This window comes from Sinomonas sp. P10A9 (assembly GCF_041022165.1).
Classification (GTDB): Bacteria; Actinomycetota; Actinomycetes; order Actinomycetales; family Micrococcaceae; genus Sinomonas; species Sinomonas puerhi.
In genome coordinates, this window is record NZ_CP163302.1 from 984,175 (window position 1) to 997,068 (window position 12,894).

Consider the following 12,894-nt stretch of genomic DNA (forward strand, 5'->3'; position numbering starts at 1 on the left):
ACAAGACGAGGAGGGCGCCATGGGCCGGCTGAGCCAGCGCCGCAAGGTGCACAAGTACGTCCTGGGCAGCGAGCATCCCGTCCGGCACAAGGAGGACGTCCTCGCCGTGGAGGAACCCCTCGAGATCCGCCTGACCGGGCCCGCAGGCACCCTCAAGTACAGCGTCACGATGCGCACGCCCGGGAACGACTTCGAGCTTGTGGCAGGGTTCCTCGTCTCGGAGGGAGTGGTCTGGGAGTCTGAGCAGCTCGTCTCCGAGCGCTTCTGCGCGGGCGAGGATGCCGACGGGCACCAGACGTTCAACGTGGTCGACGCGCAGCTGAGGCCCGGCGTCGTCCTCCCCGATCTCGGGCGGAACGTCGTCACCTCGAGCGCGTGCGGGATCTGCGGGACGGACTCGATCGACGCCGTCCGCCGCTCGTCCCACTACAGCCCCGCGGACGACGGCGTGCGCCTCCTCCCGGAGCTCGTCGCCGGCCTGCCCGCTCGCCTGCGGTCGGCCCAGGCCCTGTTCGACAGGACGGGCGGCGTGCATGCCGCGGGCCTGTTCTCGATCCACGACGACGGAACCCGCGCCGAACTCGAGTGCCTCCGCGAGGACGTGGGCCGGCACAACGCGGTGGACAAGGTGGTGGGCTGGGCGCTCCGCGAGGGCCGGCTGCCACTCTCCGGGACGGTCCTCCAAGTCTCTGGCCGCGCCTCCTTCGAGCTCGTGCAGAAGGCCGCGATGGCCGGCATCCCCGTCCTCGCCGCCGTGAGTGCACCCTCGACGCTCGCCGTCGAGCTCGCCGAGGAGTCCGGCGTGACGCTCATCGGGTTCAGCCGGGGTGACGGGTTCAATGTGTACGCGGGGCATGAGCGGCTCATCCCCGGCTCGTGACGTGAGCGGGCTCTCGGCGTGGCATGACATCGCGGCCGGGCCCGAATCGTGACAGGTGCGGCGTTCCGCCGCGCCGTACGGGGGAGTAGTTTGATACCCAGCGGTTAGTCAACTGATTGGATATTCGCCCCGTGCACGACGATCGCCTGATCACCGAGGCCCGCATCGACCGGTTCTTCCGGGAGCGCCTGACTCCGGCCGTCTATCGGCGCACGGTGCCCCTCAGAGCCGAGCGATGGGATGCGCCCGGTGAGCCGGTGCCGTTCGGGAACGCCCTCGCACAGGACTTCCGGCCGGTCGCCTCGGGCGAGGAATGGGGCCCCGCGTGGGGCACCATGTGGCTGCATCTCACCGGCCACATCCCGCCGGGGTGGGGCGGACCTGGGACCGATCTCGAGGTCCTTGTGGACCTCGGCTACACCGATCAGCAGCCCGGCTTCCAGTGTGAGGGACTCGTGTGGCTCCGCGACGGCGGCATCGTCAAGGCGCTCAACCCGCGCAACCAGTACATCCCCGCCAGCGCGCTCGCGGCGGGGCCGGAAGCCGCGGTTGGCCGAGAAGATGTCGACTTCTACGTCGAGGCGGCCGCGAACCCAGACCTGGCCCAGGACTGGCGCTTCGAGCCGACCCGGCTCGGGGACAAGACCACGGCGGGCGAGGCGCCCCTGTACCGGCTCGGCGCCCTCGTCATCGCAGAGCGGGACACGACCGTGTGGGAGCTCGTCCAGGATGTCTGGGCGATCCGGGGCCTCATGCACGAGCTGCCCGACAATCGGCCCCGGCGCCACCTCATCCTGCGCGCCCTCGAGCGCATGCTCGACGTCATGGACCCGCACGACGTCGCCAGCACGGCCGCCGCGGGCCGCGCGGCGCTTGCGGGGGTGCTTGCCTCTCCGGCCGAGGCCAGCGCGCACCGGATCGTCGCCACGGGCCATGCGCACATCGACTCGGCGTGGCTGTGGCCCCTCCGCGAGACGCAGCGCAAGTGCGCCCGGACCTTCTCGAACGTCGTCGCCCTCATGGACCGCGACCCGGACCTCACGTTCGCCTGCTCGTCGGCGCAGCAGCTCGCGTGGATCCGCGACGGTTATCCGCAGCTCTTCGAACGGATCAAGGAGAAGGCCGCCGAGGGCCGGTTCGTCCCCGTGGGCGGCATGTGGGTGGAAGCGGACACCAATATGCCCGGCGGGGAGGCGATGGCCAGGCAGTTCGTCGAGGGCAAGCGGTTCTTCCTCGCAGAGTTCGGCGTCGAGTGCGAGGAGGCCTGGCTGCCCGACTCGTTCGGGTACTCGGCCGCGCTTCCCCAGATTGTCCGGGCCGCTGGCAGCCGCTGGTTCCTCACCCAGAAGCTCTCGTGGAACCAGGCGAATCGGTTCCCGCACCACAGCTTCTTCTGGGAGGGGATCGATGGCTCCCGCGTGTTCACGCACTTCCCGCCCGCAGACACGTACAGCTCGGACCTGAGCGCCTCGAATCTCGCCCACGCCGAACGCACGTTCCGGGAACACGGCCGCGCGTCCGTCTCACTCGTACCGTTCGGTTTCGGCGACGGCGGCGGGGGGCCTATGCGGGAGATGATGGCGGCGGCCCGCCGGTACTCCGACCTCGAGGGCTCGCCCCGCGTCCGCGTGGGCACCCCGCGGGAGTTCTTCCTCGAGGCCGAGGCCGAGTACACGAGCGCGCCGGTCTGGACAGGGGAGATGTACCTCGAGAAGCACCGCGGGACGTACACCGCGCAGGCGCGGACCAAGGCGGGGAACCGGCGGAGCGAGCACCTCCTGCGCGAGGCCGAGCTCTGGTGCTCCACCGCCGCGGTCCGGCTCGGTATGCCCTACCCGGCGGACGAGCTCCACCGCCTCTGGCGCCTGACGCTCCTACAGCAGTTCCACGACATCCTGCCGGGCAGCTCGATCGCCTGGGTGCACCGCGACGCCGAGCGGAACTACGCCGCGATCGAGCGGGACCTCGAAGCCCTCATCGGCGGCGCGGCGAAGGCGCTCGTCGGCACGGGCGAGCGCGACATCTTCCTCAATGCGGCGCCCCACGCGCGAGGCGGCGTGCCCGCGCTCGGAGGGGGCGCCGTCGTGCGCGGACCAGAAGATGACGCGCGAGGCGGGGCGCGCCTCGAACCGCGTGCGGCGGGCGGCTGGGTGCTCGACAACGGCGTGGTCCGTGCGGAGATCGACGGTGATGGACTCCTCGTGGCGCTCGTCGACGCGGCGACCGGTCGGAACGCGATCGCGCCGGGCTCGTTCGGCAACCTCCTCGAGCTCCACCGGGATACGCCCAACGAGTGGGACGCCTGGGACCTCGATGAGTTCTACCGGCATAACGTCGTGCAGCTGACCGGGGCGGTGCGGGTGGCGCCCGCCGCGGCCGCCGCGCACGGCGAGGGAAGCGGCGCGCAGGGCGTGGCGGTGCTGGAGGTCGAGCGAGCGTTCGGCGAGTCCAGCGTGCGGCAGCGGCTCGTGCTCGAGGCAGGGGCGGCGGGGCTGCGGATCGAGACGGACGTCGACTGGCACGAGCGGCAGAAGCTCCTCAAGCTCGGCTTCGGCCTCGACCTGCGCGCGGACCGTAGCGCCTCGGAGACGCAGTTCGGCCACGTCTTCCGGCCTGTCCCAGTCACCACCTCGTGGGACGCGGCACGGTTCGAGATCTGCGCCCACCGGTGGATCCACGTCGCCGAGCCGGGCTACGGCGTCGCGATTGCCAACTGCACGGCGTACGGTCACGACGTCACTCGCACGGTGCGCACCGGCGAGCGACCCGCTGGAGCGTCCGGCGACGGGGCAAATGGCGACGGGGCGAGCGGCGACGGGGGCACGACCACGACCGTGCGGCTCTCGCTGCTCAAGGCGCCGCTGTACCCGGACCCGACGGCGGACGAGGGCGCGCACAGCTTTGCAGTGGTCGTGGTGCCGAACGCCGGGATTCCCGACGCCGTGCGTGAGGGCTACAACGCCAATCTCCCGGCACGGACGGTGCGAGGCGGCCGGGGGATCGAGCCGCTCGTGACTGTGGACCATCCGGCGGCCGTCGTTGAGGCCGTCAAGCTGGCCGAAGACGGGAGCGGAGACGTGATCGTTCGCCTGTACGAGTCTCTGGGGGCCAGGACGCGGGCGTCAGTCCGGGCTGGCTTCGACTGTGCGGGCGTCGAGGCGGTGGACCTGCTCGAGAGGCCCCTGAGGGGGAGCGTGCCGACGCCGATCGAGTCCGGCGACGAAGGCGTTGCCAACCTGAGGCTGCGTCCGTTCGAACTCGTCACCCTTCGGCTGCGTCGGGCCTGAAGGGGCCGGGCCTCGAAAGGGGCCCTCCGGGCTTAAAACCGGGCTCTTCCAGCCCTTAAAAGGCTGAGTGGTGGCGGCCAGAGGCCGCCGCCACTCATCCCCCCAATGAAGAACGACCCCTGTCCCCCAGACAGGATGTGTTCACACATTCATGATTGTGGCATGAACTAATGAAAATGTGAACTCAGTTCTTCACCTCAGTGGACTTATTACGTGGAAGGCCCTTTGCCAGGGTACGCCGTCGTGCCGCGACGCCCGCGATCCAGATAATTGCGAGGCCCGCGAGGAGGAGCAGGACGGCGGAGTAGTTCATCGTCTGCATGACGGCAACCCACGAGGCGGGCATGAGTACGAACGTGTTGGTGGACGCGAGCAGGAGGTATCCAGCCGCGAGGAGCCCCGCGGAGCAGCGCAGCACGGCACGTCCGGAACTCCGTGCGTGCCGCACAAGGCTCGGCACGAGGACGAGGCCCGTGAAGGACGGATAGATGCGGCCAAGGCCAGCGTAGAGGTCGAACCACTCGCGGTTGTCGCCAGCGGCGAGCCCTACTGTCGACGGAAGGCGTCCCAGAAGCAGGAAGGACACGACCGTGCCGACTCCGGCCGCCGCGAGGGCTGCCAGGCCCCACGGGCCGAGCAGGATGCGCTGGGCGCCCAGGGCGTTGAAGGCACGCGAGATCCTCACGGCCATGAGGAGGCAGATCCCGTACAGCAGGAACCGCAGGATGAGGTTGGCGAGATTGATACCGCCCAGAGCCGCATCTATGGCGAGGTACGGACCCTCGATGCTCAACAGGACCGCCATGGCGACGAGCGCGAAGAGCCAGAGCATGAGCCGGTTCTCACGACGCAGCGCGGCCGGGATGCGGACCACGGCGAGCGCAAGTGCGAGCCCGAAAGTGATCCAGGCGAGACCGGTCACCCCAGGTGCTCCCAGACGCGCAGCGCCGCACGCTCATCGATGGTCTGACGGCGCAGGCCCCTGCCGAGTTCGCCGAGCCGTTCCGACGCCATGAAGGCGAGCTCGGCCGTGGGCAGCCGCTTGACTGCCAGCTCGCACGAAGCGTGCGGCCACCCTGCCTCCGTGGCGGTGACGAGTCCCGTCACGACGAGCCCGTTGCACAGGCCGACCCCCGCCTCGCGCGCGGTGCTGACGGCAAGCTCGGGGCTGAGTCGATTGGCCCGCAGCTGTGCTGAGAGGTTCTGGGGGGCGATCCCCGCGGCCTCGCTCACACGCTGGCGGAGGTCGCCGTCGTCGATCGCGTCGACCCAGTGCCGGACGTCCGCCTCGCAGGTCGTGCACTCGAGCCCCGTGTGGGTCACCGGCGCAGCCGAAGGAACCGGGGGCAGGACGGGGCTCCCGCCGCCGCGCACGAGGAGTTCCTCGAGAAGGCGCGGTGTTGCGACTTGGCTCAGGAGCTCACCGTCGGTCGGCGCCGCCGTGCCGCGCGCGAGGTCGGTGTACGGAGTGAAATGCGCCAGTCCGAGGACCGGGTTCTCGCCGTAGGCGCGCGCTATCGCCACGACCGTGGTCTCGGTGACCTTGCCTCGGACCATCTGCTGCGCGAGCGTGCTGCGCTTGACCCCGGATTGCCTGCAGACGTCTGCCGCGGATCTCCCGGGCGCCAGTTCCTGCAGCCAATCACGGAACACGAGTGCCGAAACCGGCATGGACCCCCCCTTGCATCTGCATTCCACAAGATACTTCAGTCCTGCGTTCTTTCCTGATTTTACGTTGTCCCGTTGCTGCCCTATGCTGGATGAAGCCCGCCGGCTCGCGCACCCCCCAATCGCGAGTCGGCGGGCCTTTCACGTTTCAGGAGAATTCATGAGCATGCAGACTGCGGCGTGGAGCTCGCTGCATCAGATCTCGCGCACCACGGACGGAAGGAACCCGTTCAGCCGTGCGACGATCCGGCGGGTCCTCACCTTCGCCAAGCCCCACCGCACCCGGCTGATCGCCTTCGTCGCGGCCTCGATCGTCGCGGCCGTCCTCGCCGTTGCCACACCCGTCCTCGCCGGCCAGGTCGTGGACGCGATCGTGGCCAAGGGCGCGGTCTCGACCGTTCTGTGGCTCGCCGTGCTGATCGCGATCGTCGCAGTCGCCGACGCGGGCTTCGGAATGCTCACGCGGTGGCTCTCCTCGACGATCGGCGAGGACGTCATCCTCGACCTGCGGCGGGCGGTGTTCGACCACGTGCAGACGATGCCCATCGCGTTCTTCACCCGCACCCGCACCGGCGCACTCGTGAGCCGCCTCAACAACGACGTGATCGGCGCACAGGCCGCGTTTGCCGGCACGCTCTCCGGAGTGGTGAGCAACGCCGTCGCCCTCGTCCTGACGGTCGCGGTCATGGCCCAGAAGTCGTGGCTCGTGACCGTCCTCGCGCTCGTCCTCCTACCCGTCTTCCTCATCCCCGCGCGCCGGATCGGCTCGCGCGTCGCGAACCTGCGCCGCGAGGCCGCCGCGCACAACTCGGCGATGAGCACTCAGATGACCGAGCGCTTCTCGGCGCCGGGTGCAACGCTCATCAAGCTCTTCGGCCGGCCCGAGGAGGAGTCGCGCGAGTTCGCGCTCCGCGCCCGCCGGGTGCGGGACATCGGAATCCGCTCCTCGATGCTGTCGTTCACGTTCATCACGGCCCTCACGCTCGTCTCGGCGCTCGCGCTCGCGCTCGTCTACGGGGTCGGTGGCTGGCTCGCGATCGACGGGCACCTTGCGGCGGGCGACGTCGTCGTGCTCGCCCTGCTCCTGACCCGTCTCTACGCGCCGATCACCAACCTCTCCAATGCCCGCGTCGAGATCATGAGCGCGCTGGTCAGCTTCGAGCGCGTCTTCGAGGTGCTCGACCTCGTTCCGATCATCCGCGAGAAGGACGAAGCGCGGCCGCTTGCCAGCGGGCCCGTCTCGGTTGAGTTCGACGACGTTCGCTTCGCCTACCCGAGCGCGGACAAGGTCTCGCTCGCGTCCCTCGAGGAGGTCGCGGTGCTCGACACGCGCGGCGGGGAGGAGGTGCTGCATGGCGTCTCGTTCCGCGTCGAGCCGGGTCAGACGGTGGCCCTCGTCGGGTCCTCCGGTGCGGGCAAGTCGACCATCGCCCAGCTGCTCTCGCGTCTGTACGACGTGGACTCCGGCGCCGTGCGGATCGGTGGCACCGACGTTCGGGACACGACGTTCGCCTCGATGCGCGGGACCGTGGGGATGGTGACCCAGGACGGCCACCTCTTCCACGAGACCATCGCCGCGAACCTGCGCCTCGCCCGGCCCGAGGCCTCCGACGAGGCTCTGTGGGACGTGCTGCAGCGTGCCCGGCTCGAGGACATGGTGGCCTCACTGCCCGATGGGCTCGACACCGTGGTGGGGGAGCGCGGATACCGCCTCTCGGGCGGCGAGCGGCAGCGCTTGACCATTGCGCGGCTCCTGCTCGCCGCTCCCCACGTGGTCATCCTCGACGAGGCCACGGCCGCGCTCGACTCGACGAACGAGGCAGCCGTCCAGGCCGCCCTGAGCGAGGCACTCGAGGGGCGCACCGCTGTCGTGATCGCACACCGCCTGTCAACGATCCGTGCGGCCGATCAGATCCTCGTGGTCGAGGGCGGCCAGATCGTGGAGCGCGGCACCCATGCCGAGCTCCTCGCCGCCGACGGCCGCTATGCGGAGCTGTACCTGACCCAGTTCTCGGAGGCCTCCGCCACTGCCGACGACTATGCACAGTAGAGGCCGTCGGCCCCCGGCGCGGGGTCACGTCTCTGCGGTGCGGGGTCAGGTCCCTGCTGTGCGGAGTCACGTCCCTGCGATGCAGGGTCAGCGGATAGTCTCGGACTGTGCCTGACCGGATCATCGTTTCTGCCGTATGCGTCTACGCACCTGACGGGCGCCTCCTGACCGTCCGGAAGCGCGGGACTGACCGATTCATGCACCCGGGTGGCAAGCCTGAGCCTGGCGAGTCCGCGGCCGAGGCCGCGAGCCGGGAGTTGTCCGAAGAGGTCGGGATCGCGATTGCGGCCGAGGACCTTGTGCCGTTTGGCGTCTGGATTGCCAAGGCCGCGAACGAGGCCGGCACCGAGATCGAGGGCACAGTGTTCCTTGCCCCCGGAGAATATGATCCGCGCGAAGTCCGTCCGGCGGCCGAGATCGCTGAACTGCGCTGGATCGACCCGTCGGCGGAACCCGATGCCGACCTCGCGCCGCTCCTCACGGACCACGTTCTCCCCGAGCTCACTCGGCAGCCACCGAGCTCTGCGCGACGAAACGAGTGACCCCGCATCGCAGAGAGGTGACCGGCGGATTCATACGGTGAGTGCAACATCGTCCGTGTGGGAGGGGTCTGCCGGTGGCCAGTGGTCGGGTTGTGGAGTCGTGGGAGGTTGACGGGGTCTTCGCGGCGTTGAGGCTGGGCGCCTCGATTGCGGAGGCTGCGCGTGTCGTGGGGCGTCCTCGCACGACGGTGAACAGGTGGGTGCGACGCTTTGGGCCCATGGAGATCGTCATGGGCGCGGAGGGCGGGGCGGCCGGGGGCCCGTTCGTCGATGGGGGCGCGGGGTCGGGCCGGCTGCGGTTCCAGGACAGGGTGGTGATCATGATCCGCCTGCGCGAGCGGCCCGGGAGGCCGAACTACGCTCGGATCGCCCGCGAGCTGGGTCGGGACAGGAGTACCGTCTGGCGGGAGGTGGCCCGCAACGGCGGGCCGGCGCAGTACCAGGCGGACGTGGCCCACATCCGGGCGTGTCAGGGCCTGGCCAGGCCCAAGGAGTCCAAGCTCGCCCATGCTCCGCTGCGGGAGTTCGTCGAGGACGCGATGGACGAGGGCTGGTCGCCGAAGCTGATCTCGCTGGTCCTGCCGGTGTTCTTCCCCGACGATGGGAGGATGCGCATCAGCCACGAGACCGTCTACCGGCACGTGTTCGCCGCGGTCTACGTCCAGGGCCGCGGGCACCTGCGCCAGGACCTCTACCAGTGCCTGAGCACCGGCAGGAGGCGGATCTGATCCTCTCCGGCGGCGGGTCCAACGCCGCGATCGGGACCCTGGTGGAGCGCTCGAGCCGCTACACGATCCTGCTGCACCTGCCCGAGGGGCACGCCGCCGAGCACGTCGAGAAGGCCATCGTGGCCGCGATGCGCACCCTGCCGGCGGACTTGCGCCGGACCCTGACCTACGACCGGGGCTCGGAGATGGCCCGCTACCGGCAGGTCGAGATGGCCCTGGACCTGCAGGTCTACTTCTGCGACCCGCACTCGCCCTGGCAGCGCGGGACCAACGAGAACACCAACCGGCTCCTGCGCCACTGGTTCAAGAAGGCCTCCGACCTCTCCATCCACACCGCCGAGGACCTCAAACGCGTCCAGGACAGCCTCAACAACCGCCCCCGCCCCACCCTGAACCTCGCCACCCCGCACCAGCGCATGAAGGAACTCCTCACCGCCGCCTGAGACGTTGCACCGTTCCCTTGACTTCGCAACCCCGCATCCGGGGGAGGTGGCCCCGGGTCGTTGGGAGTGCTCGGGGAACATTCAGCTTGGGCCTCGCAGCTGGGAGCCGCGTGGGAAGTCGGTGAACTTGGGTTGAACACTCGAGGGAACTGGCCATAGTCCTCCCTACTCGCGGGTAGCTTGGTTGACCGTGACCTTCTCCCGCCGCAGTTTCCTCTCAGCCGCCTCCCTCGCGGCAGTCGGCGCGGCAGCCCTTCCCGGCACCGCGCCGTCGCCCGTCCGCAGCGTCGCCCAAGCGGCCTTGCCCAGCCCCGAAGCCTCGGGAATCGACCACATCATCGTGGTGATGATGGAGAACCGCTCCTTTGACCACTTCCTCGGCTGGCTGCCCGGCGCCAACGGGAAGCAAGCCGGTCTGAGCTATATCGACCGATACGGGGTCCCCCACGCGACGCACCACCTCACCGACTACCAGGGCTGCAGCCACCCCGACCCCGACCACTCGTACGAGGGTGGACGCATCCAGTTCAACAACGGCAAGTGCGACGGCTGGCTCCGCTCCGGAGACAACGACGACTTCGCCGTCGGCTACTACACGTCGGCCGACCTCGCGTTCTGGGCGCAGGCCGCGCCGGGCTGGACGGTGTGCGACAACTACTACGCGGCCGTCATGGCGGAGACCTACCCGAATCGCTTCTACCAGCACGCCGCGCAGACGGACCGGATCCACAACTCAAGCGTCAACGCAACCATGCCGACCATCTGGGACAGCCTCGCCAAGGCGGGGGTCAGCGGGAAGTACTACTACTCCGACGTCCCCTTCCTCGCTCTGTGGGGCACCAAGTACCTGCCCATCTCGGCTCCGTACGCGACATTCCTGAGCGACTGCGCGGCCGGGACCCTCCCCGCCGTGAGCTTTGTGGACCCGCGCTTCCTGGAGGAGGGCACCGGCACGTCCGGCGACGACCATCCGCACGCCGACGTCCGCTCGGGCGAGCTGTTCCTCAACGAGGTCTACAGTGCGGTCACGAAGTCGCCGCAGTGGTCCCGCACGCTTCTCGTCGTGAACTTCGACGAGTGGGGAGGCTTCTACGACCACGTCGCGCCGACCACAGCCCCCGACGTGAGCCCGACGACGGCCCTGCGCGGCTTCCGCGTCCCGGCGCTCGCGGTCTCCCCCTATGCGCGCCGTGGGGCAATCGCCTCCGGAACCTACGACCACACGTCCGTGCTCAAGGCCATCGAGTGGCGCTGGAATCTCCCGGCACTCACCCCGCGCGACGCCAACGCCGCGAACATCGCCGAGGTCCTCGACTTGCGGAGCGCTCCCAACCTCAGCGCGCCCACCTACCTCGTTCCGCCGTTCGTGGCCGGCACACCGTGCACGCCGCTGCCCGGCGGCGACCCAGAAGACGAGTGGCACCCCCTCAAGGCCCGCGCCATCGCGGAAGGATGGAAGCTCGCATGACCCGCTCTCGACTTGCCACGGGCGTACTTGCCTCTGCCGCACGACGCCGGCCACTCGCCGTCGTCCTCGCTGCCCTCGCTGTGCTTGCGCTCGCCGCAGTCGCACTCGTGCGCGGCGGGGCGGACCAGCCCGCTGCCGCGGACGACGCGAACCCGCGCTACCTCCCGCCCAGTGCACACGTCTTCGTCATCAACCTCGAGAACAAGGGCTACGACGAGACGTGGGGCCCGGCGTCGAAGGCGCCGTACCTCTCGCAGACGCTGCGCGGCCAGGGTGTGCTGCTCAACACCTACTACGGGATCGGGCACAACTCCCTCGACAACTACATCGCTGAGGTCTCGGGCCAGGGGCCGAACGGCCAGACCCAGGCCGACTGCCAGACCTACAGCCCGTTCATCCAGACAGGAACGGCCGCGCAGGGGCAGGCCGTGGGCAGCGGCTGCGTGTACCCCTCCGGCGTGCCGACCCTGGCGGGCCAGCTCACCCAGGCCGGGAAGACGTGGAAGGGCTACATGGAGGACATGGGCACGCCCTGCCGCCATCCGCAGCTCGGGGCCGTCGATGACACCCAGAGGGCCCGCGTGGGCGACCAGTACGCCGCTCGACACAATCCCTTCGTGTACTTCGCGGGGATCACGGGCTCTCCGGACTGCGCCGCGAACGACGTCGACCTGTCCGCACTGAGCGGCGACGTCTCCTCTCCATCGACCACCCCCACGGTCTCCTTCATCACGCCGAACCTGTGCCACGACGGCCACGACTCCCCCTGCGTCGACGGCGAGCCAGGTGGCCTCGTGTCCGCGGACGCGTGGCTCAAGCAGTGGGTCCCAGTGATCACGGGCTCGCCGGCGTTCAAGCAGGACGGCGTCCTCGTGATCACGTTCGACGAGTCGGACGGTCCCCAGCAGGACGCTAGCGCGTGCTGCGGTGAAGGGCCGGGACCGAACGCCCCGCTGCCCGGCATCACGGGAATGGGCGGCGGCCGCGTCGGCGCGCTTGTGCTCTCCCCGTTCACCGCGGGCGGCACGTGGTCCACGACCTCGTACAACCACTACAGCCTGCTCGCCAGCATCGAGGACCTCTACGGCCTGCCGTTCCTCGGCTACGCAGGCGCTCCGGGGCTCAACCGGTTCGGGCTGGATGTGTACAACAAGGGCGTCTGACCCCGGGTCGTGGGGCCAGGGTCAGGGCTGGGCCCGGCGCAGGACGCTCTCGAGGAGCAGGTCCTTCGCCGGGCCCTTCACGTCCCACGTGTAGTGCAGCTCGTTGGGTCCGACGGCGTCGTAGTGGACGCGGTAGTCGTCCGGCGAGCACCAGTGGGCGCCGTCCGCGGCTGCGCCGGTCAGGTCGACGGTGTGGAAGGGGCGGCCGTCGGGGAAGTGCACGTCCATGGCGCCCGGCGAGGCGGCGGGCCGCCACACGTATTCGCGCTCGGCGTGGCCCTCGTGCGAGCCCCAGCGCACGGTGCCGTCCTCGCGCTGGAGGAGGGCGCCGTCGTGCGCGGGGTCCGGGAGGGGCGAGAAGGTGGCGGTGCCGCTGAAGCTGCCGCGCGTGCCTGTGGCACGGTCCAGCATGACCCGCTCGACGGTCCAGGAGCCGGCGAGGTACGCGCGCAGATCAGGCACTGAATACGACAAGTGCCCCCGACCGGAATCGAACCGATGACCTGCCCTTTAGGAGAGGGCCGCTCTATCCTACTGAGCTACGGGGGCCGGCCCGGTGGCCGGGCACGGCATCAAGCATACCGGGTGGCGCGGTGTCTCCTGACACGTCTGGGCCAGCTGGAACAACGCGCCCGCGCGCGTCGGTGCGCGGCTGGGCTGGGTGG

General features: G+C 69.7%; 9 protein-coding genes, 1 tRNA gene and 1 pseudogene. 7 read left to right on the forward strand and 4 right to left on the reverse strand.

The features are described from left to right. The first annotated feature begins 19 nt into the window (after positions 1-19). Both fdhD and AB5L97_RS04505 read left to right on the forward strand, forming a co-directional pair. Positions 20-880, forward strand: a complete 861-nt coding sequence (gene fdhD, locus AB5L97_RS04500) for a formate dehydrogenase accessory sulfurtransferase FdhD (protein ID WP_307957770.1) — start codon at positions 20-22, stop codon at positions 878-880. Positions 881-1,011: 131 nt separating this feature from the next. Further along, on the forward strand, positions 1,012-4,167 hold the full coding sequence (locus AB5L97_RS04505; RefSeq protein WP_369046624.1) for an alpha-mannosidase: 3,156 nt from the start codon (positions 1,012-1,014) through the stop codon (positions 4,165-4,167). 184 nt (positions 4,168-4,351) lie between these two features. Here AB5L97_RS04505 and AB5L97_RS04510 read toward each other — a convergent pair whose 3' ends face one another. Together AB5L97_RS04510 and AB5L97_RS04515 are read right to left on the reverse strand one after the other, a co-directional pair. After that, the gene (locus AB5L97_RS04510) at positions 4,352-5,089 is read right to left on the reverse strand and encodes a hypothetical protein (protein WP_307957772.1); all 738 of its coding nucleotides are present in this window, start codon (positions 5,087-5,089) and stop codon (positions 4,352-4,354) included. After that, on the reverse strand, positions 5,086-5,838 hold the full coding sequence (locus AB5L97_RS04515) for a hypothetical protein (RefSeq protein ID WP_369046625.1): 753 nt from the start codon (positions 5,836-5,838) through the stop codon (positions 5,086-5,088). Before AB5L97_RS04515 ends, AB5L97_RS04510 begins: the two co-directional genes overlap by 4 nt. Before the next feature lie 157 nt (positions 5,839-5,995). Between AB5L97_RS04515 and AB5L97_RS04520 the strand changes: the two genes are divergently transcribed. From AB5L97_RS04520 to AB5L97_RS04540, 5 genes and pseudogenes are all read left to right on the forward strand, one after another. Next, positions 5,996-7,885, forward strand: a complete 1,890-nt coding sequence (locus AB5L97_RS04520) for an ABC transporter ATP-binding protein (RefSeq protein WP_369046626.1) — start codon at positions 5,996-5,998, stop codon at positions 7,883-7,885. A 107-nt stretch (positions 7,886-7,992) separates the two neighbouring features. Beyond that, positions 7,993-8,427 carry an NUDIX hydrolase gene (locus AB5L97_RS04525; RefSeq protein WP_369046627.1) on the forward strand — a complete coding sequence of 145 codons (435 nt, stop codon included), beginning with the start codon at positions 7,993-7,995 and terminating at the stop codon, positions 8,425-8,427. A 74-nt stretch (positions 8,428-8,501) separates the two neighbouring features. Beyond that, positions 8,502-9,598: pseudogene (locus AB5L97_RS04530) on the forward strand (IS30 family transposase). A 190-nt stretch (positions 9,599-9,788) separates the two neighbouring features. Continuing rightward, a complete protein-coding gene (locus AB5L97_RS04535; RefSeq protein ID WP_369046628.1) occupies positions 9,789-11,066 on the forward strand; it encodes an alkaline phosphatase family protein in 1,278 nt (425 codons plus the stop codon). Then, complete coding sequence (locus tag AB5L97_RS04540; protein ID WP_369046629.1) at positions 11,063-12,229, forward strand: alkaline phosphatase family protein; 1,167 nt, start codon at positions 11,063-11,065, stop codon at positions 12,227-12,229. Before AB5L97_RS04535 ends, AB5L97_RS04540 begins: the two co-directional genes overlap by 4 nt. 21 nt (positions 12,230-12,250) lie before the next feature. Here AB5L97_RS04540 and AB5L97_RS04545 read toward each other — a convergent pair whose 3' ends face one another. Further along, positions 12,251-12,691 (reverse strand): DUF6314 family protein, encoded by a 441-nt coding sequence (locus tag AB5L97_RS04545; protein WP_369046630.1) that lies wholly within the window; start codon positions 12,689-12,691, stop codon positions 12,251-12,253. Positions 12,692-12,704: 13 nt separating this feature from the next. Further along, positions 12,705-12,778: transfer RNA gene (locus AB5L97_RS04550), tRNA-Arg, on the reverse strand. Between the last annotated feature and the right edge of the window lie 116 nt (positions 12,779-12,894).